Origin of the sequence: Dyella psychrodurans, assembly GCF_003363265.1 — a bacterium.
Classification (GTDB): domain Bacteria; phylum Pseudomonadota; class Gammaproteobacteria; order Xanthomonadales; family Rhodanobacteraceae; genus Dyella_B; species Dyella_B psychrodurans.
The window spans coordinates 18358-42592 of record NZ_QRBF01000008.1; the positions used below are offsets into that span (position 1 = coordinate 18358).

The 24235-nt window shown below is 60.8% G+C and carries 14 protein-coding genes; 6 read left to right on the plus strand and 8 right to left on the minus strand.

Annotation, left to right across the window (positions count from 1 at the left end):
* The first annotated feature begins 237 nt into the window (after window positions 1-237).
* Entirely contained in the window at window positions 238-1995 is a 1758-nt protein-coding gene (locus DWU99_RS17900; protein ID WP_233511207.1) for a sensor domain-containing diguanylate cyclase, read from the plus strand.
* A 49-nt stretch (window positions 1996-2044) separates the two neighbouring features.
* On the opposite strand, the gene DWU99_RS17905 is transcribed toward DWU99_RS17900, so the two are convergent.
* From DWU99_RS17905 to DWU99_RS17940, 8 genes are all read right to left on the minus strand, one after another.
* Complete coding sequence (locus DWU99_RS17905; RefSeq protein WP_115479458.1) at window positions 2045-4318, minus strand: thiamine pyrophosphate-dependent enzyme; 2274 nt, start codon at window positions 4316-4318, stop codon at window positions 2045-2047.
* Window positions 4319-4367: 49 nt separating this feature from the next.
* Window positions 4368-4910, minus strand: coding sequence for a GNAT family N-acetyltransferase (locus DWU99_RS17910; protein WP_115479459.1), 543 nt, complete (start codon window positions 4908-4910; stop codon window positions 4368-4370).
* Window positions 4911-4952: 42 nt separating this feature from the next.
* Complete coding sequence (locus tag DWU99_RS17915; RefSeq protein WP_115479460.1) at window positions 4953-6122, minus strand: acyl-CoA dehydrogenase family protein; 1170 nt, start codon at window positions 6120-6122, stop codon at window positions 4953-4955.
* Between the two features lie 205 nt (window positions 6123-6327).
* A complete protein-coding gene (locus DWU99_RS17920) occupies window positions 6328-7941 on the minus strand; it encodes a GMC family oxidoreductase (RefSeq protein WP_115479461.1) in 1614 nt (537 codons plus the stop codon).
* A gap of 8 nt (window positions 7942-7949) precedes the next feature.
* Window positions 7950-9167 carry a mandelate racemase/muconate lactonizing enzyme family protein gene (locus DWU99_RS17925; protein ID WP_115479462.1) on the minus strand — a complete coding sequence of 406 codons (1218 nt, stop codon included), beginning with the start codon at window positions 9165-9167 and terminating at the stop codon, window positions 7950-7952.
* On the minus strand, window positions 9164-10459 hold the full coding sequence (locus DWU99_RS17930) for an MFS transporter (protein WP_199535855.1): 1296 nt from the start codon (window positions 10457-10459) through the stop codon (window positions 9164-9166). The genes DWU99_RS17925 and DWU99_RS17930 overlap by 4 nt, the downstream gene beginning before the upstream one ends.
* An 11-nt stretch (window positions 10460-10470) precedes the next feature.
* Complete coding sequence (gene aldA, locus DWU99_RS17935) at window positions 10471-11895, minus strand: aldehyde dehydrogenase (protein WP_115479464.1); 1425 nt, start codon at window positions 11893-11895, stop codon at window positions 10471-10473.
* A gap of 114 nt (window positions 11896-12009) precedes the next feature.
* Complete coding sequence (locus tag DWU99_RS17940; RefSeq protein ID WP_199535856.1) at window positions 12010-13197, minus strand: porin; 1188 nt, start codon at window positions 13195-13197, stop codon at window positions 12010-12012.
* A 364-nt stretch (window positions 13198-13561) separates the two neighbouring features.
* Here DWU99_RS17940 and DWU99_RS17945 point away from each other — a divergent pair, with 364 nt between their 5' ends.
* The 5 genes from DWU99_RS17945 to DWU99_RS17965 all read left to right on the plus strand — a co-directional run bounded on the left by DWU99_RS17945 (window position 13562) and on the right by DWU99_RS17965 (window position 24225).
* A complete protein-coding gene (locus DWU99_RS17945; RefSeq protein WP_115479465.1) occupies window positions 13562-14437 on the plus strand; it encodes a DMT family transporter in 876 nt (291 codons plus the stop codon).
* A gap of 493 nt (window positions 14438-14930) precedes the next feature.
* Entirely contained in the window at window positions 14931-16181 is a 1251-nt protein-coding gene (locus DWU99_RS17950; protein ID WP_115479466.1) for an efflux RND transporter periplasmic adaptor subunit, read from the plus strand.
* Between the two features lie 19 nt (window positions 16182-16200).
* Entirely contained in the window at window positions 16201-19308 is a 3108-nt protein-coding gene (locus DWU99_RS17955; protein ID WP_115479467.1) for an efflux RND transporter permease subunit, read from the plus strand.
* Between the two features lie 163 nt (window positions 19309-19471).
* A complete protein-coding gene (locus DWU99_RS17960; RefSeq protein ID WP_115479468.1) occupies window positions 19472-22780 on the plus strand; it encodes an efflux RND transporter permease subunit in 3309 nt (1102 codons plus the stop codon).
* Window positions 22777-24225 carry an efflux transporter outer membrane subunit gene (locus DWU99_RS17965; protein ID WP_115479595.1) on the plus strand — a complete coding sequence of 483 codons (1449 nt, stop codon included), beginning with the start codon at window positions 22777-22779 and terminating at the stop codon, window positions 24223-24225. The genes DWU99_RS17960 and DWU99_RS17965 overlap by 4 nt, the downstream gene beginning before the upstream one ends.
* The last annotated feature ends 10 nt before the right edge of the window (window positions 24226-24235 follow it).

Here is a 24235-nt window from a genome sequence, read left to right on the forward strand (position 1 = left end):
TAACCTTGCGTAAATCGGCGTAAAAGAGCTACCCGCGCAATTTTTGCAGTTGGCACGCCCCCTGCTTGAGGTTATGCATATTCATGACCGTGCGTTCCTTTCCTTCCTGCGAAGTCCAAAAATGAAGGTGCCGTCGGTGATCGCAAACCGACGATTACGCAGACGGGTTCAGGGCGAGCGGATTCGGGTCGCGCGCGACGCATAAGCGCACGACCGCTTCAGTAACGAGGGGCTGAGGTGACTGAGGACGTTTTACCGAAGGGATGGCGTGGGCGCAGGTGGCTATTGGCCGCCTTGCCGTTGGTGTGGCTGCTCTGGCTTTCGCTGGTGCACGCAAGCACCGGCGCGAACCTTCGCGGCGCGTGGCGCGAAGCCGCTCGTGGCGACACGCCGGCAGCGATCCTCAAGGCTTTCCACGACGGCGTGCTCAAACCCTTCAATCCATCTCTGCTGCAACGATTTCCACGCGACGCGCTAGGCAGTTGGGTAGTGCTCGAGCCAACCAGTCCCGAGTCGGGCCAGGATCGCGTGCTTTCGATCTACCCTGAGCCCATGGGCTCGATCACGTTGTACGGCGACAACGGGCCAATCCGCACGCTGGCGCTCGACGACTTCACTGCCCCGTTGCATGGACATGGCCGGCTCGCCTTTCGCCTGACCTCCGGCAGCGGCGGAGCAGAGCCCATTCTGCTTAAGTTCGAACATAGCGACATGCTCTCTGCGCCCGAGCGTTTCGAACTGCAGAACCTCGACGATTACCTGCAGCAAGATTCCAACTGGCTGGCATTCGCCACGGCATGCTTCGCCGTGATGGTGGCGATGGCGCTGATGGCGCTGTGTTTCGCGATCATGCTTCGCGACATGACGTTCGCCTGGTACACCGGTTACATGCTCTGCTATGCCGTGGTGCAGAGCATCCAGACAGGTTTCCTGTTCCATCCGTTGGGATTGAGTTGGCTTGCCGGATCGGAATGGCTGGTGGGCAGTTCGGCGGTAGCGCTTTCGGTCTCCTTCGCCGCGCTCTTCATCAACCGCTTCTGCGATCTGCAGCGTCATGCGCCCGCCTTGCGCGTGTCCATCATTGCGCTTGGCTTTGCGATGCCGCTGATCGTGATTCTCCGCTGCAGCCAGGTGCCCGCATTGGTCCTCATGGCGCAGACGCTGGTCAACCCGGTACTGATCATCGGCGCTTTCCTCTTGCTGTTCACGGCATTGGTGGCGGCGGCGCGCGGCTCGCGCCAGGCCTGGTTCTTCCTGGTCGGCTGGACGCCGCTGCTGGTGCTGACGGCGATGACCAGTGCACAGGTTACGGGCGCATTGCCCAGTCTCGACTGGCTCAACGACGCAAGTATCGCCATGGGCGCCTTCGAAGCCATTGTGCTGTCGCTGGGCCTGGCCGACCGCGCATTGACCATGCGCCGCGATCGCGATTCCGTACGCGTGCTGGCCGACCGCGACGCACTCACCAACCTGCTCAACCGTCGTGCATGGACCGAAGCGGCCAACAGCATGCTGGCCGAAGCCATCGATAAAGGACTGCCGATCGCGCTGTTGTTCCTGGACCTGGATCACTTCAAGGTGCTCAACGACCGGCAAGGCCATGCCGCAGGCGATCGCGCGCTGGTGACCGTGTCGGAAGTGCTGAGCACGGAACTTCGTCCCAACGATCTACTGGGGCGTTACGGCGGCGAGGAATTCGTGGCGATGCTTCATGGCGTGAACCAGGAGCAGGCCGTGCAGGTGGCTACCCGCTTGTGCAGGCGCGTGCATCGCTTGGAAATCCCGGTCGATCAGAGCGACCTGTTCCTCAGCGTGAGCATCGGCCTGGCGATGCGCAGCATGGGCGACACGCTGGAAACGCTGGTCGAGCGCGCCGATCAGGCGATGTATTACGTCAAGCTCAACGGCCGCAACCAGGTGCATACGTTCGAGCGGCGCGCGGACATGGTGGGTACATCGTACAAGTCGCGTCCGGCGAACGAGTCCGGACGCTGAAGCCATCCCTCCGCATCACGGCGAGAGAGATGGCTTCAAATCGCTGCACTTATTTGCGCGCAGCAAGCTTGTGCGCGGCAGCGACGACTTCCGCATCACCCGGCAACACGAGGAACGCGGCACCCGCCAGCGGCGTGTAGGTATCCGCACCCACGACGCGCTCCAGCGGCGTGCTGCCAAGACCTGCTTCGACGATCGCGGTGATGACACCCTCGCCCACGCCGGCGCTCTTGCGCCCTTCATCCAGCACGATGATGCGCTTGGCGCTCTTCGCCTGCGCGGCGATGAACGCGTCGTTGAGCGGCGCCAGCCAGCGCAGATCGACCACGCGGGTTTTCCAACCCAGATCCTTCTGGATGGTGCGCGCGGAACGCAACGCCATCGGCACGCCGTTGCCAAAGGTGAAGATCACCAGATCGTCGGCACCGGCCTCGTAGACGCGGCCTTCGCCCAATGGCATCGCTTCGCCCGGCGCGGGATAGGCAAACTGCCACTGTCCGTCGCCGGCTTCGTAGAGATCCTTGGCCATGTACAACGCAATCGGTTCCAGATACGCGCAGACACGACCATCCACCTTGGCCAACGCCATCAGCGTGCGCAGCATGGTGGCTGCATCGTCGCCGCGGCTGGGGCAACCTACGACAAGACCCGGAATGTCGCGAAGTGCGGTAATCGAGTTGTCGTTGTGGAAGTGCCCGCCGAAACCGCGCTGATAGCCCAGCGATGCCATGCGCATCACCAGCGGATTGCGATACTGGTTGTTCGAGAAGAATTGCAGCGATGCCGCTTCGCCGCGGATCTGGTCGCAGGCGTTGTGGAAATACGCCAGGTACTGGATCTCCGGGATCGGCAGCATGCCCATGTTGGCGTAGCCCTGGGCCAGGCCGAGGATCACGGTTTCGTCGAGCAGCGTGTTGAACACGCGGTTGCCCTTGAAGGTTTTGAACAGCCCCTTGGTGACGGTATACACGCCACCCTTCTGCGCGACGTCCTCGCCGAACAGCAGCGTTTCCGGATATTTGGCCATCACATCGTGCAAGGCCTGGTTGATCTGGATCGCGAGGTGGCGTGGCGGCTGCTTCTCCGGAAGCTTGTCTTCGCCGCCGAACACGGCGATGCGCTTGTCGTTGTAATCGGCGCGCTCTGCTTCCGCCTTCACCTTGGCGGGCGTGTACGGTGCCAACGGTGCCATCACGTCGTCCAAGCGTTCGAGCTTGGGACGACGATCCGCTTCCTCGGCCGCGGCAAAGCAGCGCTTGCGAGTGGCTTCGTTGAGCGCCAGCAATGCATCCTTGGTGAAGAGACCGGACTCCAGCGCAATCGCAGCCGAACGCAGCAGGGGATCGGAGGCCTCGACGGCAACGAGTTCTTCGATGCTGCGCCACTCGATTTCGAAATCGGTGCCCGCGTGACCCATGATGCGAGTGGTCTTCAAGTGCAGGAAGGTCGGGCGACGCGTGCTGCGGCAGTGATCCACCGCGCGCTGCACCTGCGCATAACCTTCGGCCAGATCCAGGCCATCGGCAAAGAAGTAGTCGAGATCCGGGCGATGCTGGAAGTTATTGGCGACCCAGCCGCTGGGCGTCTTCACCGAAATGCCAATGCCGTTGTCTTCGCACACGAACAACACCGGTGCCGGCAACTTCTGATAGGCCGTCCAGGAGGCCGCGTTGAACGCCGTCTGCGCTGTGGCGTGATTGCTGGACGCGTCGCCGAAGGAACAGATGGCGATGGAGTCATTCGGAATCGGCAGCGTGTGGCCGATGCGCCGCGCCTGCTCGATGGCGACAGCAGTGCCGAACGCCTTGGGCAGATGCGAAGCGATGGTGGACGTCTGCGGCAACACCCAAAGCGGCTTGCTGCCCCACACCTTGTGGCGTCCGCCGGATGCCGGATCTTCCTTGCTGGCGGCGAAGGACAGCGCCGAATCCATCACCGGGTCCATGCCCGGCAGCTTGCGGAAACGCTCGGCCATGAAACCGCCGGAGCGGTAATGCAGGAAGGCCGGATCGGTGTGCCGCGTGAGACGCGCGACCATCGCATTGCCTTCGTGACCGGAGCTGCCGATGGTGTAGAACACTTTGTTCTGCACGCGCAGCACGCGCGCCATCAGGTCGAGGTGACGCGAGATCAGCTGCGACTCGAGCAGTTCCCGGAATCCCTGCGCGTCGAGCGCGCTGCCCGGCAGGATCGGATCGTGCTCGCGCGGCTTGGCGTGCACGTCGCCATGCCATTGCTGCACGAACTCGACGAAGTTCTGATCGACGATTTCGGCGCGGTTGAAGCCTTTATGACGTGCGGCGATAGGTTGCGTGCTGGACATGATGGTTTCGACGATGAGAGTTGAATTAAGAGTCGGATGAAGGCGGCGCTCAGCGCGATCTGGCCTTCCACTGCTCGCGCGTCTGGCCCCAGATCTGCGCGACGGTACTTTGATAAGGCGGCGGCATTTTTCTGATGTCGCGCAGCCGGGAGCCCAAACGCCTGGCCAGCGCGATCGACGCGAGATTGTCCGCATCGATGGAGTGAATGATGTCGTTCCAGTTCAGGTTCTCGAATGCCCAGTCGATGGCAGCGACGGTACCTTCGTAGGCGTAGCCCCTGCCCCACGCCTCGCGCGCAAGTCCCCAGCCCACTTCAGTGCCGGGCCAGCCTTCGGGGTGCCATGGGCCAAGACGACCGATCCAGCGGCCGCTTGCCTTTTCGATCACCGAAAACATCGCAAAGCCCTGGATGGCCCATGCGCCGGCGAGCGTGAGAAAACCACGCCAAGCGAGTTCGCGCGGCTGCTGGCCGCCGATAAAACGTGCGGCTTCGACGTCGGCCATGTTTTCGGCGTAAGCGTCGAAGTCTTCTGCCATCGGCGGCCGAAGGATGAGGCGTTCGGTTTCAATGCGGATATCGGGGATCGACAAGGCTGGGCTCCTTAAGCTCCCTCTCTCGCAGCCAGATGGAAATCAGAACGCGTTGATGCCCGTCAGCTCGCGGCCTACCACCAGCTGATGCACGGTTTCGGTGCCTTCGTACGTAATGACCGATTCCAGATTCAGCGCGTGACGGATCGCGGAATGCTCGACGGTGATGCCCGCGCCACCGAGGATGTCGCGGCATTCGCGCGCGATATCGATGGCCATGCGGCAGTTGTTCCACTTGGCGAGCGACACCTGAGTGGGCTCCATCTTGCCGGCGTCCTTCAGGCGGCCGAGCTGCAGCGACAGAAGCTGGGCCATGGTGATGCGGCGCGCCATGTCGGCCATCTTGAGCTGGATCGCCTGATTGGCGGCGAGTGGGCGACCGAACAGGATGCGTTCCTGCGTGTAATCCATCACTTCCTTCAGGCACGCCTGCGCGGCACCGATCGGGCCCCACGTAATGCCGTAGCGCGCCTGCGTGAGACAGCCCAGCGGTCCCTTCAGGCCTTTCACGTTCGGCAGGCGATTGGCTTCCGGCACGCGCACGTTGTCGAAGAACAGCGCGGAAGTGACCGACGCGCGCAGGCTCATCTTCTTGTGCACTTCCTGCGCGGTGAAACCCTTGGTGTCGGTGGGCACGATGAAACCCTGGATGCCGTCCTCGGTCTGCGCCCACACGATGGCGATCTGCGCAATATTGCCGTTGGTGATCCACATCTTGGCGCCGTTGATGACCCAGTCGCCGCCGTCTTTCTTGGCGTGGGTCTTCATGTTGGCGGGATCGGAGCCGCCATGCGGTTCGGTCAGACCGAAGCAACCGATGATCTCGCCCGCCGCCATTTTCGGCAGGTAGTGCATCTTCTGCTCTTCATTGCCGTAGGCGTAGATCGGGTACATGCACAGCGAACTCTGCACGGACGCGAAGCTGCGCAGACCCGAATCGCCGCGCTCCAGCTCCTGGCAGATCAGGCCATAGCTGACGCCGTTCATGCCGGCGCAACCGTATTTTTCGGGGATGGTGGCACCCAGCAAGCCCAGGCTGGCGATTTCCGGGATCAATTCCTTCGGAAAACGGCCCTGATCGAAGCAATCGCCGATGATCGGAATGACTTTTTCATCGACAAAACGACCGACGGTGTCCTGCACCATGCGCTCTTCATCGCTGAGCAGGGAGCGGACGTCGTAGAGGTCGAGCGGGTTCAAACGAGCTGCCATGGCGGTTCCGGAAACGGTCGAGGGAGCCCATTATTGTAGCCGGGGCCGCTGCGCTCGGTCATGTCCGAATGCAGCAGCCGTCAGGCTGGGGCCAGCTTGGACCGCCCGTACTCAGGCGAAGGTCAGGGCTGGCCCAAAGTGGCCGAACGGCCGTTTTCGAACGCCCGTCGGGCGCGGGCTGGCTTGACCGCCTGGCCCGCGCCACTCATACCACGCCCTGCAGGATCATCCCTGCGCCCTTCTCGGCCACCATCATCGTCGCCGCGTTGATGTTGCCGGATGTCACGTTGGGGAAAATCGACGCGTCGACGACACGCAGTCCGCGTACGCCGTGGACCTTGAGGCGCCTGTCCACCACGGAGGTCGAGGGGTCGCTGCCCATCGCGCACGTTCCACAAAGGTGATAGATCGATCCGCAGTTTTCCTTGAAATACTCCAGCATCGTCGCGTCGTCGTGCACCGTTGCACCGGGAAGCGTTTCCTCCACGGTGATGGCACGCAGCGCGCGCGTCTGCATGATGCGGCGGATCAGTCGGCTGCCTTGAATCACCTCGTCGATATCTTTTGGGGTGCTTAGATAATTGGGATTTATCAACGGAGCATCGTTGATGTAGCGCGACGCGATGCGAACCCATCCGCGACTGGATGGTCGGCAAGGATTGAAGCAAACAAGGAATCCCGAATAAGGTTCGGGCTGAATGCTAGCCTTGCTGCTCTTTGGAATCTGATAGGAGAGCGGATTGAAATAAAGCTGAAGATTCGGATAAGGCTGCGTATCGGTCCCGCGAAAAAAACCGCCCGATTGGTTGATGCTCATGGACAGAGGACCGCTGCGTGCGAGCATGTATTGCAAGCCAAATTTCATCTTTCCGAAAAGCGACCCCAGCTCGTCATTGAGCGTGCGGACGTTCGCTTTGTAGTAATAGCTCGCGCAAAGATGATCCTGCAAATTGGCGCCGACTGCAGGCAAATGATGTTGCAACGATATGCCATGCTGGTCCAGCAACGCCTTATCGCCGACACCCGAACGCTGCAGAATTTGAGGCGTACCCACGGCGCCCGCGGATAGCACGACTTCACGCCGTGCATAAAAATCGCGTATCGCGCCTTTCTGGTTGACGCGAACACCTGCCGCGCGCCCTTCTTCATCAAACAGCACACGCTCCACCATGGCGTCATGTTCGATCGCGAGGTTCTTGCGCGACGAAGCCGGATGCAGATAGGCAACGTTGCTGGAACAACGCTCGCCGCGCTTCGTGTTGAGATCGTAGATGCCCGCACCCTCGAAGTTCGGCCCATTGAAATCCTGGCTAACGGGATAGCCAAGCTCTTTGCATGCCGAAAGAAACACATCGCAAATAGGGTGTGTCTTTCCACGCATCGGGCTGATCTGGATGGGCCCCTGGCCGCCGTGATACTCGGAATCACCTTCTGGATGGGTTTCGAGCTGGCGAAAGTAAGGCAGGACGTCACGCCACGCCCAACCCTCATTGCCATGGGCGGCCCAATCGTCGAAATCGCGCGCGTGACCACGTACGTAGATCATGGCATTGATGGAACCCGAACCGCCCTGCACCTTTCCGCGCGGCGCATAGAGCTTGCGCCCGTTGAGCACGGGCTGTGCCTCGGTGTAGTTCATCCAATTGTATTGCGGGTTGTAATACAGCTTGACGAAACCCGTGGGCATTTTGATCCAGGGCGAATTGTCCTTGCCGCCCGCTTCCAGCAACAGAACCGAATGGTGGCCCGATTCGCTCAAGCGGCTCGCGAGAATGCTGCCAGCCGAACCCGCCCCGACGACGATGTAATCAAAGGTCATGCTTGATGTCAGCCTTTTGCCGGTGAGTGGTCTTTCACGTCGGCCGGCACTGGTGCCATCTGCAAATGCAGGCGCTCGCCGGTATACGGCGAATGTTTGCGTACGACGTCCATGTTCAGCTCCACGCCGAGGCCGGGCTCTTTCGATGGAATGATGTAGCCGTCCTCCCATTGCAGCGGCTTCTTCAAGACCTCCGCATGAAAGCCGCCCCACGTTCCGATGCTTTCCTGGATCAGGAAATTGGGCGAGCATGCCGCAAGCTGGAAGCTCGCCGCCGCGCCGATAGGACCGTTATAGAGGTGCGGCGCAATCTGCGCGTAGTACACCTCGGCCATGCTCGCGATCTTTTTCGCTTCCAGCAAACCACCACAACGCCCCACATTCATCTGCAGGATCGCCGCGCCGCCCGCTTGGAGCAGTTTGAAATACTCGTACTTGGTGGTGAGGCGCTCGCCGGTGGCGATAGGAATGGAGGTTTTCGCGGCCACCTGGCCCATGGCCTCTTCCTGTCCAGGCGGAACGGGTTCCTCGAACCACAGCGGGTCGTATTTCTCCAACCGTTTGGCAAGACGGATAGCCGATGAAGGCACCATTTGCCCGTGCGTGCCAAACAGCAGATCGCAGCGATTTCCGACAGCTTCGCGAATCTTGCGGCAGAACGTCTCGCAGCGCTCGAGCACATCCAGCGATACCTGATGGCCGGAATACGCGGTGTACGGCCCGGCGGGATCGAACTTCACGGCAGTGAAACCCAACTCCATGTTTTGCAACGCGCATTCGGCTGCAAGATCGGGGTCGCTGTAGTCGTACTCGCCCTTGCTATTCACGGGATAGAGATAGGTATACGAGCGCAAACGCTCGTGCACCAGACCGCCCAACAATTCGTACACAGGCTTGTTGGCGGCTTTGCCGATGATGTCCCAACAGGCCATTTCAAGCCCGCTGACGATACCCATCATGGTGAGATCCGGACGTTGCGTGAAGCCGCTCGAATAGGCTTGGCGGAAAAAGCGCTCGACATGATGCGGATCGTGGTTGAGCAGATAACGCTCGAATGCATCTTCGATGGCCGGCACCATCACCTTGGGGTGGAAGGTGGCGGCGTAGATTTCGCCGACGCCTTCGATGCCGTTGTCGGTCTTCAATGTGACGAACAGCCAATACATGCCGCCGACGTGTGGCGGAGGCACGGCAACAACGTGGGTCTCCAGCGAAACGATCTTCATGCTGCCTTCCTTTTGGCAATGCGCTTGTTGAGGATGAGCGCAGCGATCACGCCAAGCACGCCCATGGTGACGATGTACGAGTAATAGATCTGGTACCCCACCACGCCGGGGAAATGCTGGGTCGTCCAACCGTTGATCAGCGGTAACAAGATGTCTGGGGAATAGGCGATGACGGACACGATGCCGATGGCCAAACCCGTAACGCGAACCGGCACATTGCATACATCAAGGATGGCCCAGTACAGACCGCGTATGGCGTACACCATCAGGCCAATGAACAGCACAAGCCCGGCTGCGAGGACAACGCCATGAAACATCGTCGCAATGATCAAGCCGGCAATGCCCAAGGTGGCCAAGACCAGCGCACAGATAAGTACGCGCAAAGGAGTGAGCCGATCCCCCAGCAAACCGCCACCGATGCCGCCGAAGGGGCGCATCCATAGTTTTGCGGTAGTCACCGTTGCAGCCGCCGCAGCGCTCAAGCCGAGGCCGCCCTGCTCCAGATAAGCGGAAAAACTATAAGTGGCCCAGAACAAGTGATAGCCGCAAAACACGATGGCTGTCATCAGCCACAGCTCGGGAAGCCTGCACAAAAAATTCAGATCGGCTAGCAGATTGCCTTTCTGAACTTGCATGGTTTCCGTTACCGCGGCGGGTTTGCGCGGATCGCGCAACAAGGCAAATAGGATCGCCAGGGCGATGCAGCTGTACGCATAAAGGTGGATAACGAGCTGAAAGCCTTCCGCAAGCGACTGGCCCTGTTTGCTCGTTTGATAGGTAAATAGCGTAAGCGCGATCGTCGCGAGCGATGCCTCGATCACTCCACGACCACCATCGAGCATACCGAAGAAACGCCCCTGCTCCTCCTTCGCCGCCAGGGATTTCAAGCGCTTCAGTAAGGGAGCCCAGAACGTAAGTCCCGTGGTAAGGCCACCCATGAAAAAGATCACAGGCAAATAATCAAAGCCCGGAAGAGTGGCATACCACAGCGCCAGAAGACCGGTGGCAAACAACGAGAAAGTGATCAGCAAGCGTGGCGGCAGACGATCCGCCAGCCAGCCGCTGGGAAGGTAACTGAGTACGAATGCCGTACCCATGCTCGAATACAGATATCCAAGCTGCTGGTTATCGATCCCCATCGCCACCAGCATGCTGCTTTGATACACCTGGCGCAGATAAAAGACGGGATAAATGGTGCCCGCCGCAACGACCAGCAATGCAAGCTGCCCGTAGCGATAAAACTTGCTGCCTTGCTGTGAGGATGCATCCTGCATTGCCTCTGTTGCTTTCATGTCCATACGATTCAGTACCTCATTACGACAAGACGGGTTTGGGTGAACTCGAGCATGCCGTGCTTGCCGTCGTCGCCACCCAGACCGGAGCGTTTCCAGCCCGCGTGAAATCCTTGATAGGGATCCGCCGGCGTGCGATTCACGTAGATCTCGCCTGCCTCGATGCGGTTGGCAACTTTCAGCGCAGTGCGATAGCACTCGGTGTACAGCACGGAAGAGAGGCCGAATTGATGATCGTTGGCCATCTGCAGCGCCTCATCCAGTGAGTCGTAACGAAGTACCGGCAATACGGGCCCGAAGATCTCTTCCTGCACGATCTCCATGTCCTGACGACAGCCGCTCAGCAACGTGGCGGGATAGAAGAAGCCGCTCCCCGCAGGCATCGTTCCGCCGCATTCAAGCATTGCGCCCTCGTTTATCGCGCGCTGCACCTTGGCGTGAATGTCCTGACGCGCACGGTCGTTGACGAGCGGCCCCATCCGACTCGGATCTTCGGCGCGATCGCCGATGCGGACGGCTGCCAGCTTGTCGCGCAGCAAAGTCAGAAATCGGTCATGCACGCTGGCGTGCACATAGACGCGCTCGATCGCCGTGCACAGCTGCCCGCAATGGGTCGTCTTGGAACTCGCAATCGCGCTCGCGGCCTGTTCCAGGTCGACATCGGGCTCGATGATCGCCGGCGTTTTACCGCCCAGCTCTAGCGAAGGCTTGGCTATGTTGGCCTTGCAATACTCAAGCACGGATCGACCGACGCCGACGCTGCCCGTAAGGGTGATCATCCCTACCGCCGGCTGCGTACACAGCTCGCCCGCCTGTTCGTGCCGCATCGCCAGAATGTTCACCAAACCCGGCGGGAAGCCGACCTGCTCGATCGCGCGAGCAATCTCGAAGGCGCTCAGAGGTGTGTTGTTGCTCGGGCGAACGACGACGGCATTACCCGTGATCAATGCAGGCGCGATCTTGCGCAGCAACGTGTAAACGGGATAGTTGAACGGGATCAGGCAAGCAACGACACCAATGGGTTCACGCTGAAGAAGAATGGTCTCGTCAGCGTTGTCGCTGGGAATGACTTCGCCCTCGATACGGCGAGCCCATTCCGCGTGATACCGCGTAATTTCCGCCGCATAAACGGCTTCACTCACTGCATCGGAAAGACTCTTGCCGGACTCCCTGGCAAGCGCCGCCCCAATGGCATTTGCATGGGCCACCAGTGCATCGGCCAATCGGCGCAAATGCTGAGCACGCTCGATCGCCGGCAAGCGTGCCCAGCCACGCTGCGCTCGTGTCGCGGCTGCGACAGCCATTCTTACTTGCGCAGTACTGGCTGCTTCAATTTCCGCTATCCGCTCCCCGGTTGCGGGATTGCTTACGACGATGGTTGACTTATCATCCGCGTCGACAAAAGCACCGTCGATGAAATTTCGCTCCTTGCGCATTCACACTCCTCATTCATTGAACGACATCAACGCCCATCGCATTCCGAAGGCAACACCGCACGGTTGGCTCGACGAAAATTCAACGGCGATGCATGGCGGTCCTGTCGAACCGCCTTAGAAATACCAGGCGACATTCATGAAAAACTGCCCTCTCCAATGGTCGATACCACCGGCTGCAAGGCTTTGGGCGTAGCTGCTACCACCGAGATAAGGGTCGTTGCGACCTTTACGCCATTCGGTGTAAATCGAAAGAAATTTGAGGGAAAACGATGTACCTGCGATCCACCGCTGCGTATTGCGAAATTGCGGATCGGTCTTGTCGTACAAGCTGTAACTGAGATACGGATGCACATCGGTGATCCATCCCCAAAGATAACTGCCCGGGACGGAATAACTCACATTGGCCAGATACAAGTTGCCCCTTGTCGCCATGTTGTACGTGCCGTCGTAACCACCGATGGTGATCGTCTGGTTCGCACCATTCGGATTTTTTGGCGACATGACTTGGCGGGTGTATTGAAGCTTTACTCCCCAAGGGCCATGACTCCCCATGTAGTGCAGCGCAAATTCATCGCGCCGCCCATCGAGGCGGGTGTCGCGGTTGTACAAGGTGGATGTGAGCAGTGAAACACCCACCTCGCCTTTCCATTCCCCAGCCTGTACCTTTTTCGCAAGACGCCCCACAAACATGTCCCGCTCGATGTTGTCGGTACCACCTGCGACATAGGGATCGGCGGGTGTCACCACGGTCGAGTAGGTGCTGCCACGACTCGTGCCATTACCGGGCCACGCGGGGCGCGCGTAATAACCGGCCTGGATGTTCCAGTCGCCGATGTCCTTGATGTATTTCGCGCCGATCTCATCGAGATCTTCCAGGCCCATCGTGAAGGCCAGGGTTTCCAGGAAGGTGTCGCTGTAAAGCCGCTGGAGACCGAACGGCACCTGATTCAGGCCGACTTGTACCTGTTGCGTCGGGTCGAACCGGTAGCCGATCCAGGCGTACTCGGCGAAGTTGATGTCGCCGAAGTGACGGGTGTACTGATACGGATAGTCCTTGCCGTAGAAGCGATATCGCGCAGCGCCGATCCAGCTATCGGAGGTGTATTTGGCGCTCAGCATCAGCGTATCGATGCCGAACTTGTGGATACCGCGCGTGGAGTCTTCATCCACGCGAGCACGTATCGCGCCGCCCAGGTCCAGGTTATCCGTGACTTCCACGGCCGAAACGGGTGTGCTGCAAACCATCAGAACAGAGAACAATGCGCCGGCGATGCATGCCGACAATCGCTTGTAAACTTGCACAGTTGCATCCTTGCATGAGCTCAATCATGGCGACCATCGATACACCGCAAGGTCGCCTCCACCGCTGTACGACTCCACTGGCGCTGCTTGCAGTCAACCTGTGCAGGCCGGCGCGGATGAGTGCAGGTACTTGTACTTGAGAACAGTACCTCGTCGAACACTCGACTCATGTCAGAGGCGTCCCCACAAGACACAGGACAAACGACTACAATTTCGTCATCCTGATACCTAGTACGACCCTCGGCTCGCACCTCTCTGTCAATGAGTGACTTGCTGCAGGGCGATTCCATCGAGTGGCATGACGACAGCCACGCGTTCATCGCGCCGCCACCCACCAAGCCCCATACCGCTCCTCGGAACCCGCATGATCAAAGGTGTACTTCTTGGCTTTGCCAGCTTTGCGGCCTACGCAATCAGCGACGCCTTTGTGAAATCCCTGCATGGCTCCGTACCGCCTTATGAGTCGGTTTTTTTTGGCGCGGTGTTCGGACTCGCGGCGCTGCCCTTCATGATGTCGCCTGGCGACAAATGGCGAGACGTGGTTACGGCGCGCCGTCCATCGCTATGGTGGGTCCGAGCCGTGGCCGGCGCAGTCGGCAATATCGCCTCGGTAACGGCTTTTACCTTGTTGCCGATGGCCGAGGTGTTCACGCTGATCTTCCTGATGCCGATATTTGTAACGCTGCTGTCGGTACTCTTTCTCAAGGAGCACGTCGGTTGGCGGCGATGGTCCGCCGTATTCGTCGGCTTTGCCGGCGTGCTGGTGGTATTGCGCCCGGGCTTCCGCTCGCTTGGCGCGGGCCATTTGGCGGCACTCATCTGCGGCCTTTTTGCCGCGGCCTCGGTGATCGCACTACGCATGGCAGGCCCCCACGAGAAACGCATCAGCCTCTACGGCGCGGGAGTTGTGGGGCCACTCATTGCCGGCGGGATGCTGATGATCCCCCGTTTCATCTGGCCGAATTGGCATGAATGGGGACTGCTTGCGGGATACGGCCTGCTTGCCGCGCTGGCAGGCGTGCTGTTGATGTACGCGACGCTGATTGCCCATGCCAATCGCGTGGCTCCCACGCAATACAGCCAGATGCTGTGGGCCATCGGCTTCGGCTACTGGCTGTTCGGCGACCACCTCGACTGGCCGATGCTGATCGGCATCGTGATGATTCTCGGCGCGGGTCTATTCACGCTGGTGCGTGAAGAGAAGGTGACCCCTTGGTGGAAGCGGGCCAAAATGGTGTGATGGCCACGTGTTGCCACCCTGTTGTCCGGGTAGGCCAGGTGCATCGGCGCGTCAACGTACTAGTACGAAATGCGTTTACATGACTCCTGCACCACGCCCGACCCCGGCGAGATCCTTAACATGCAGCGTCCATGCACCGAAAAATCCCCTTAAGGCATCGATAAGCGTGATACGGCAAGATCAGTGCCGTTGTTTGCCAAGAGCCTGAAATTCCCCGGGTTCACATCGCACCTCCCCCGGTGCTCCCGAATCCACAGACCGCTCGCCTGCGCACTGCCAGACTGTGCACCTGCGAGCGAAGCCATGTGAACGCAAAACGTGAGTCATTCCTCTACGAAAATCTGATCGACGGACTGGCAACGGCCACTTGGCGGCCGCCTATCTCCACCGCCTTCAAAGTGCCTTTTAGACAGCCATTTGTGCCGCCCAATCAGCGTTTTTTCGAGATGAAGGCGCTCTTGATAAACTGAAGGATGAACAGCCGGAGATGGTTATGAGTGCCAATACCCCGCGAGCAACAGCAAATGTTCGCAAGAAGCGCGGCAAGGTGATCGCCGCCGTGGTCATCGTGGCGGCCATCGTCCTTATCGTGGTTCATCTCTTCAATGCCAAGCCCGCCAAGATGGGCAACCCGCCGCAGGTGGTGAGCACCGGGGCCGCGACCTTGGGCAGCATGCCGGAAATCTTGAACGAACTGGGCACCGTAAGCCCCATCGCCACCGTCACCGTGCTGCCACAATTGAGCGGCTATCTCACGGAAGTGGGCTATCAGGAAGGCCAGGACGTGAAGAAGGGCCAGTTCCTCGCCCAGATCGATCCGCGCCAATACGAGATCAGCAAAGAACAGGCAGAGGCCCAACTGGCCAAGGATCAGGCCAGCCTCGACCTGGCACGCGCCGACCTCGCCCGCTACACGCAATTGCACGAACAGAAGTCGATCGCCGAACAGACCTATGTCGACCAGAAATTCACCGTGGAGCAGGACGAGGCTGCGGTAAAGGCCGACAAGGCGAACATCGCGCAATTCGAACTCGACCTGGCGTATTGCCACATCACGGCACCGGTGGACGGTCGCGTGGGCCTGCGCCTGGTCGATCCGGGCAACTACGTCACGCAGTCGAGCTCGCCGGGCATTGTGGTGATCACCACCATGAAGCCGACCACGGTGCAGTTCACCGTGCCGCAAAATTCGCTCGGCCAGGTACTGCAGCGCTTCAATTCCGGGGCGAAGCTGGCCGTCACGGTCTACAACAGCGACAACACCAAGCAGCTCGCCACGGGCGCGCTGTACGCCATCAGCAACCAGATGGCCACCAGCACGGGCACCGTCACGCTGCGTGCCACCTTCCCCAACGACGACGAAGCCCTGTATCCGAACGAATTCGTCAACGTCCGCCTGCTCGTGGATACGCTTCAACAAGCCGTGCTGGTGCCCACGCCGGCCGTGCAAACGGGCGCGCCGGGCAATTACGTCTATCTGGTGAATGCCGACGACACCGTCTCGGTGCACAAGGTGACGCCGGGGCCGAGCGACGGCAAGAACACCGTCATCCTCTCGGGGCTTTCGGCCGGTCAGGTCGTGGTGACCGACGGCATGGACCGCTTGAGCGACGGCGCGAAGATCAAGATGGCGCAGGCCAAATCGGCGGATGCGGAAGGTGCTCCTGCATCGGCGTCGTCCGCGGCAGACACGCCACGCAAGGGTGGGAAGCGGAATCACGCTGCCTCCACCTCGCAGTCGTGAGTAGCGGACGCACGATCCGATGAATATTTCCCGCCTGTTCGTACTCAGGCCGGTGGCTACATCGCTGCTGATGATCGCCCTTGTGCTGGTGGGCCTGGTCGCGATGCGTTTCCTGCCGGTGTCGTCCCTGCCCGACGTCGACTATCCGACGATCCAGATCCGCACGTTCTATCCGGGCGCGAGCCCCACGGTGATGGCCACCACCGTCACCGCGCCGCTGGAAGTACAGCTGGGTGAAATTCCCGGCCTGCAGCAGATGACGTCCAGCAGCTCCGCGGGCGCATCCATCATCACGCTGCAATTCGATCTGTCGCTGAATCTCGACGTGGCCGAGCAGAACGTCCAGGAGGCGATCAATGCCGCCAACAGCCTGCTGCCCAGCGGCCTTCCCGCGCCGCCCACTTACGCGAAGGTGAATCCGGCCGACCAGCCAATCCTGACGCTGGCGGTGACATCCAAGTCCATGTCGCTGCCCCAGTTGCAGGACGTGGCCAACAACCGCCTGGGCACCAAGATTTCGGAAGTGCCGGGCGTGGGCCTGGTCACGCCGGCTGGCGGCAACGTGCCGGCAGTGCGCGTCGAAGCCGACCCGCAGAAGCTCGCGTCTTACGGACTCAACATCGACGACCTGCGTTCGTTGATCAACAACGTCAACGTGAGCCAGCCCAAGGGCAACTTCGACGGTCCTGAGCTCGATTACACCATCAACGGCAACGACCAGATCCAGGATCCGCAGGATTACCTCAACACGGTGATCTCGTATCAAAACGGCGCGCCGGTGTACTTGCGCGACGTAGCGCGCGTCACGCAGGCCGCCGAGGATACCGAACAAGGCGCGTGGTACGACAAGACGCCGTCCATCGTGCTGAACGTGCAGCGCCAGCCCGGCGCGAACGTGATCGCCACGGTCGACCAGATCAAGAAAGAACTGCCGCAACTCGAATCGACGCTGCCTGCCGGCATGCAGGTAGAGATCGTCTCCGACAGCACTGGCGTCATCCGCTCCTCGGTCTATGACGCCGCGTTCGAGTTGGTGCTTGCCGTCGTGCTGGTGGTGCTGGTGATCTTCGTGTTCCTGCGCAACCTGCCGGCCACGATCATTCCGAGCATTTCCGTGCCGGTGTCGTTGATCGGCACGCTGGCCATGATGTACCAGCTCAACTACTCGATCGACAACCTCTCGCTGATGGCCTTGATCATCGCCACCGGCTTCGTGGTCGACGACTCGATCGTGATGATCGAGAACATCGTGCGCTATCTGGAGGAAGGCGAAACGCCGCTGAATGCCGCGCTGATCGGCGCCGGCCAGATCGGCTTCACCATTCTGTCGCTGACGGTGTCGCTGATCGCGGTGCTGATCCCGCTGTTGTTCATGGGCGGCGTGATCGGGCGGCTGTTCAGTGAGTTCGCGGTGACGCTCGCCATCACCATCGTGATCTCCGGTGTGGTGTCCCTGACCCTGGTGCCGATGCTTTGCGCACGCATTCTGCGTGCCCAGGCGCAACGGCACCCGAGCCGCTTCGAACAGATCAGCGAACACCTGTTCAACAAGACGCTGGGGGCGTACGAACGCGGCCTTCGTTTCGTGATGAATCACCAGTTGGCGACCTTGGTGACCTTCGGCGTGACGTTGATCATCACCATTGCGCTTTACATCACGATTCCCAAGGGACTGTTCCCGGTGCAGGACGTCGGTGTGATCCAGGGCATCAGCATCGCCGACAACTCGGTCTCCTACACCACGATGGTGGATCGGCAAGCGGCTTTGGCCGATGCCGTTCTCAAGGACCCCGACGTGGTCAATCTGACGTCCTACGTCGGCATTGACGGCACCAACACCACACTCAACAACGGCCGGTTCCTGATCAACCTCAAGGCACGCGACGACCGCTCGGAAACGGCGGCGGAAATCGCCCGCCGCATTCAGACCGAAGTGTCCAGCGTGCCCGGCATCAAGCTGTTCCTGCAGCCGGAACAGGACCTCACCCTCGACACCACCGTGTCGCCGAACCAGTACCAGTTCGTGCTGCGTGGGCCAAGCCAGGAAGAGTTCCAGAAGTACGTGCCCGCGCTGATCGATCGCATGAAGCAGGTCAAGTCGATCATCGATGTCACCAGCGATCTGAACAACGACGGCCTGAGCGTCAACGTCGAGGTCAACCGGCAACTTGCCGCGCGCTTCGGCATTACGGCGGCGACCATCGACAATGCGCTTTACGATGCGCTGGGACAACGTATCGTTTCGACGATTTTCGATCAGTCCAGCCAGTACCGCGTGATTCTGGTGGCCAAACCGGAAAAACTGCCGACGCTGCAATCGCTGGGCGAACTGTATCTGCCCAGCCAGACGAGCAGCAGCGGCCAGGTACCGCTGAGTGCGATCGCCAAGATCCAGGTCACCAAGTCGCCGTTGGTCATCAGTCACCTGGCGCAGTTCCCGTCGGTGACCATCTCGTTCAACCTCGCGCAGGATGCTTCGCTGAGCAAGGCGGTGGATGAGATCAATCAGGCGGAGAAGGCCGTGCAGCTTCCGCCCTCGATCACATCCTCATTCCAGGGTGCCGCGCAGGCATTCCAGGATTCGCTGTCCAGCGAAGTCTATTTGCTGATTGCCGCGCTGGTCGCTGTCTACATCGTGCTTGGCGTGCTGTACGAGAGCTTCATCCATCCCGTCACCATTCTTTCGACGTTGCCCTCGGCCGGTATCGGCGCGCTAGTTGCGCTGATGGTCGCGGGCAGCGACCTGGACGTGATCGGCATCATCGGCATCGTGCTGCTGATCGGTATCGTGAAGAAGAACGCGATCATGATCGTGGACTTTGCGCTGGAAGCCGAACGCGATCACGGCAAGCCGGCTGCGGAGGCGATTTTCGAAGCATCGCTGTTGCGTTTCCGCCCCATCCTGATGACCACGCTGGCGGCCATGCTCGGCGCCTTGCCGATGCTGCTGGGCACCGGCACCGGTTCGGAACTGCGTCGCCCGCTGGGCCTGGCGATCATCGGCGGCCTCACCTTGAGCCAGTTGCTGACGTTGTTCACGACACCGGTGATCTACCTCTACTTCGATCGCCTGGCGCAGCGCTTCCAGCGCAAGCCATCGCTGGCGGCGGGAGATAGTGCGCCGTGAGTACGTTGCTGATTCACGCGCTGTATCACTCCTCCCCCTGCTTGCAGGGGGAGGCTGGGAGGGGGTTGCTCACACTTGCCTCAACGCAAGATTGCATAACCCCACCCCAACCCTCCCCTGCTCGCAGGGGAGGGAGCCACTTCACGGCTAGCGGTAACGCACGATGAACATCTCGGCGCTCTTCATCAGGCGACCGGTGGCGACCACTTTGTTGGCCATCGCCATCCTGCTGTCGGGTGCGCTGGCGTATTTTCATTTGCCGGTCGCACCGCTGCCGAACGTCACCTACCCGGTCATCGTCGTGCAAGCGAACATGGCGGGCGCGAGCCCGGACATCATGGCGTCCACCGTCGCCGAGCCGCTTGAAAAGCGTTTGGGCGCCATCGCCAACGTGACCGAACTGACGTCGACGAGCTACGTCGGCTCGGCGCAGATCGTGGTGCAGTTCGGCCTCAACCGCGACATCAACGGCGCTGCGCGCGACGTGCAGGCCGCCATCCAGGCCGCCCGCGCCGACCTGCCGAGCACGCTGCGCAACAACCCGAGCTATCGCGAATACAACCCGGCCGATTCGCCGATCATGGTGCTCGCGCTCACCTCGCACACGCTGACGCGCGCCCAGCTTTACGACTCCGCCGATTCGGTGATCCAGCAGCAGCTGTCGCAAGTCGACGGCGTCGGCCAGATCACACTGGGCGGCAGCGCCCTGCCGTCCGTGCGCGTCGAATTGGAGCCGGATCAGCTCAACAGCTATGGCATCGGCCTGGAAGATGTGCGCGCGGCCATCAGCGCCGCCAATGCCAACAGCGCCAAGGGCCATATCGATCAGGACGGACAGCGCTACGAAGTGATGTCCAACGACCAGATCAACAAGGCCGCGCCTTATCGCGACCTGATCGTGGCGTACCGCAACGGCTCTCCGGTACTGCTGCGCGATGTCGCCGATGTGGAAGACTCCGCGGAAAACCTCCGCAACATGGGTCTCTACAACGGTCAGCCCGCGGTGCTGGTGATCGTGTTCCCGCTGCCGGGTGGCAACATCGTCAAGACCGTCGCGCAGATCCGTAAAGTGCTGCCCTCGATCGAAGCGACCTTGCCCCGAAACGTGCACATCGGTATCGCCGTCGATCGCTCGCAATCTGTGAACGCCGCCGTCGGCGATACCGAGCGGTCGCTGTTCATGGCCGTGCTGCTGGTGATCGGCGTCGTCTTCATCTTCCTGCAGTCGCCGCGTGCCATTCTGGTGCCTGCGGTGGCACTGCCGTTGTCCATCGTCGGCACCTTCGGGCCGATGTACCTGATGGGCTACAGCCTGGACAACCTATCCCTGATGGCGTTGACCATTGGCACCGGGTTCGTCGTCGACGACGCGGTGGTCGTGCTGGAGAACATCGTGCGCCATGTCGAAGCCGGCATGGATCCGCGCGAAGCCGCCTTGCGCGGCAGCGGCGAGGTCTGCTTTACGGTGATCTCGATGAGCCTCTCGTTGATCGCCGTGTTTCTGCCGATTCTGCTGATGCCCGGCATCATCGGTCTGCTGTTCCACGAATTCGCCGTCACGCTGTCCGTCGCGATCCTGCTCTCGCTGCTGATCTCGCTGACCGTCACGCCGACCATGGCGGCTTATGTGCTCAGCCGGGGCAAAGCCCTGCACTCCAAGGCACGCTGGGCGGTGTGGTACGAGAAACAGTTCGATCGCTTCAAGAACGCCTACTCCCGTTCGCTCACCGCCGTGCTCGACAACGCCTTGATGGTGGGGCTGGTGCTGGTCGGCCTGATTGCGCTCAATGTGTTTCTGATCAAGCTGGTGCCTACGACATTCTTCCCCGAGCAGGACAATGGAATCCTGATAGGCCAGATCATCGCCGACCAGAGCATCTCCTTCCAGGCAATGGAAAAGAAACTCGCCCAGCTGCAGTCGATCGCGCAGAAAGATCCGGCCGTGGCTTCGGTCGCCGGCTTTACCGGCGGCAGAGCGCTCAATACCGCCAACGTGTACATCGAACTGAAACCGCTTGCCGAGCGCAAGCTTTCGGCGGCACAGGTCGTCGATCGCCTTCGTCCCAAGCTCAACGTCGTTTCGGGTGCGAAGCTGTTCTTGCAGGCTGCGCAAGATCTGCATATCGGTGGCCGGCAATCGGCCGGCGAGTACCAGTACACGCTGACCAGCGACGACCCCAATGCGCTGTTCACCTGGGCGCCGAAGCTGGTGACCGCACTTGGCAAATATCGAAGTCAGTTGCAGGACATAAACTCCGACCTGCAGCAGAATGGCCTGCAGACCTTCATCAATTTCGACCGTGGAACGGAAGCGCGTTACGGATTTGCGCCGAACCAGATCGACAACGTGCTTTATGACGCGTTCGGTCAGCGCACCGTGTCCACCGTCTACAACCAGCTCAACCAGTACTACGTGGTGATGGAAGTGACACCCAAGTACTGGCAGTACCCGCAAATGCTGGATCGTATGCGTTTCAGCAGCGCCGCCGGCAATGCGTCGGGAACGCAGCAGACGCAGATGCCGGGCGGCACCGTTAAAGGCGTTACGGCGGCATCCGCCGTGACGGCTGCACAAGGCGCAGCGACCGCCACCAATGCCTTGAATTCCGATGCCGAGGCCAATCAGCTCACCAACGCCATTTCCAATTCCAAAGGCGGCAGCTCCAGCGGCAGCGCGGACAGCACATCGGCGGAAAACCTGGTGCCGTTCCCGGCCATGACGTCGTACATCACCAATCACACCGCCACCCAGGTCAGCCATCAGGGCGGCCTGGTCGCCGTCACGCTTTCTTTCAACCTGCCTCCCGGCGGTTCCCTGGGCGACGCACTGACGGCCATCAACCAGGCATCTCAGGAAATAGGCATGCCTGCGTCCATCCATGGCGCCACGGCGGGCGCCGCGCAGGTGTATTCGCAATCGATGTCGACCATGCCGCTGCTGATTCTGGCTGCGCTGGCCGCGGTCTACATCGTGCTCGGCGTGCTCTACGAGAACACCGTGCATCCGCTCACCATTCTCTCCACCCTGCCCTCGGCGGGTATCGGCGCCACGTTGGCGCTGCTGATCTTCGGTACGCCGTTTTCGGTGATCGCGATGATCGGCATCATCCTGCTGATCGGTATCGTGAAGAAGAACGCGATCATGATGATCGACGTGGCCATTCACCTGCAGCGCGACGAAGGTTACGAACCGCAGAACGCGATCCACGATGCAGCGGTCATCCGTCTGCGACCGATCATGATGACCACGGCGGCCGCCGTATTGGGCGCCGTGCCGCTGGCCATCGGTATCGGCCAGGGCGCATCGCTGCGCCAGCCGCTGGGTATTACCGTGATGGGCGGCCTCATCCTCAGTCAGGTCTTTACGTTGTACACGACACCGGTGATCTACCTTTATCTCGACCGCCTGCGCGCGCGACTCGCCAGGTGGTCCGCCACGTTGCCGTGGAACCGATCGGACGCACGCGCATGAACATGAAGATTTCCCACACCGCATTGGCTGCGACGCTGGCACTCTTGCTCGGCGGCTGCATGGTCGGCCCCGACTACCACCGGCCGCAGGTGCCTGTTTCCACGCAATACAAACCCTTGCCCGGCTGGAGCGAAGCAGCGCCGGCGGCCGAAGCGCCCAAGGGCGACTGGTGGACGGTTTTCAACGATCCGCTGCTCAACCAGCTTGAGCCGATGGTGGCCGTTTCAAACCAGACGGTACGGCAGAGCTACGCCAACTACCAGGAAGCCTTGGCTGAAGTACAAGTCGCACGCAGCGCGTTGTTCCCGACCATCGGCGTTACCGGATCGGCCACCAAGCAACGCACCGCGAAGAGCAGTAGCACCAGCGGAAATTTCCGGCCCATCAGCACCAGCGGTTCGCTGGAGGGCAACGTGAGCTGGGCGCCCGATCTGTGGGGCAAGGTTCGCCGCACGCTCGAAGAAAACAAGGCTACCGCGCAAGCCAGCCAGGCAACGCTCGCCAACGCAACACTGTCCGAGCAGGTCGCTCTCGCTACCGCCGTCATCGAGCTGCGCGTGAACGATGCCGACACCGATCTGTTGCAAAAAACGGTCGACGAATACAAAGAATATCTGCGCGTCGTATCTAATCAGGGCGTGGCGGGCACGACACCGCCCTCCGATGTCATTCTGGCTCGCACGCAGTTGGAAAGCGCACAGTCGAGCCTGATCGCGCTCGGTGTCGCGCGCGCGCAGTACGTTCACGCGATAGCCGTGCTGGTCGGCAAGAATCCGGAAGATCTCGATATCGCGCATAGCACCGGCTTGCCCGCGCTGCCGACAGTACCCGTCGGCGTGCCTTCAAGCCTGCTGCAGCGTCGCCCCGACATTGCCGTGGCCGAGCGCCAGATGGCCGCGCAGAACGCGGCGATCGGCGTTGCCGTAGCCGCGTACTATCCGAACATTACGCTCTCCGCGGCGGACGGCTTCTCGCAATCGCCGCTGGCGGGATTGCTGCATCTGGCCAACCATGTCTGGTCGCTGGGCGCGAACGTCGATGAAACCGTCTTCGATTTCGGTCAACGCCATGGGGAAGTGGCCGCGGCGAAAGCTGCATACGACGCCTCTGTCGCCAACTATCGCAACTCGGTGCTGACCGGATTCCAGAATGTGGAAGACGATCTTTCCGGGCTGAGCATTCTGTCCCAACAGGCACAGGTACAGGACGCCCTGGTCCACGACGCCACGCAAGGCGCGCAAATCGCCTTCAACGAATACCAGGCCGGCACCGTCGACTACACCACTGCGGCAACCGCGCAAGCCACGCAACTCAGCGCCCAGCAGAGCGCGCTGAGCGTGCAACAACAACGTTTGCTGGACACCGTCTCGTTGATCGGCGACCTGGGCGGCGGCTGGTCGGCCGACGAACTCGACGATTCGAAGAAGACAGCCTCCGCACGCTAAGGACACTCGT

What these genes read in the sequence shown, in the direction of transcription:
- DWU99_RS17905 (WP_115479458.1), bottom strand. Translation starts at nt 4,318, where the DNA reads ATGTCCAGCACGCAACCTATCGCCGCACGTCATAAAGGCTTCAACCGC.
- DWU99_RS17915 (WP_115479460.1), bottom strand. Translation starts at nt 6,122, where the DNA reads ATGGCAGCTCGTTTGAACCCGCTCGACCTCTACGACGTCCGCTCCCTG.
- DWU99_RS17920 (WP_115479461.1), bottom strand. Translation starts at nt 7,941, where the DNA reads ATGACCTTTGATTACATCGTCGTCGGGGCGGGTTCGGCTGGCAGCATT.
- DWU99_RS17925 (WP_115479462.1), bottom strand. Translation starts at nt 9,167, where the DNA reads ATGAAGATCGTTTCGCTGGAGACCCACGTTGTTGCCGTGCCTCCGCCA.
- DWU99_RS17930 (WP_199535855.1), bottom strand. Translation starts at nt 10,459, where the DNA reads ATGAAAGCAACAGAGGCAATGCAGGATGCATCCTCACAGCAAGGCAGC.
- aldA (WP_115479464.1), bottom strand. Translation starts at nt 11,895, where the DNA reads ATGCGCAAGGAGCGAAATTTCATCGACGGTGCTTTTGTCGACGCGGAT.
- DWU99_RS17945 (WP_115479465.1), top strand. Translation starts at nt 13,562, where the DNA reads ATGATCAAAGGTGTACTTCTTGGCTTTGCCAGCTTTGCGGCCTACGCA.
- DWU99_RS17950 (WP_115479466.1), top strand. Translation starts at nt 14,931, where the DNA reads ATGAGTGCCAATACCCCGCGAGCAACAGCAAATGTTCGCAAGAAGCGC.
- DWU99_RS17955 (WP_115479467.1), top strand. Translation starts at nt 16,201, where the DNA reads ATGAATATTTCCCGCCTGTTCGTACTCAGGCCGGTGGCTACATCGCTG.
- DWU99_RS17960 (WP_115479468.1), top strand. Translation starts at nt 19,472, where the DNA reads ATGAACATCTCGGCGCTCTTCATCAGGCGACCGGTGGCGACCACTTTG.
- DWU99_RS17965 (WP_115479595.1), top strand. Translation starts at nt 22,777, where the DNA reads ATGAACATGAAGATTTCCCACACCGCATTGGCTGCGACGCTGGCACTC.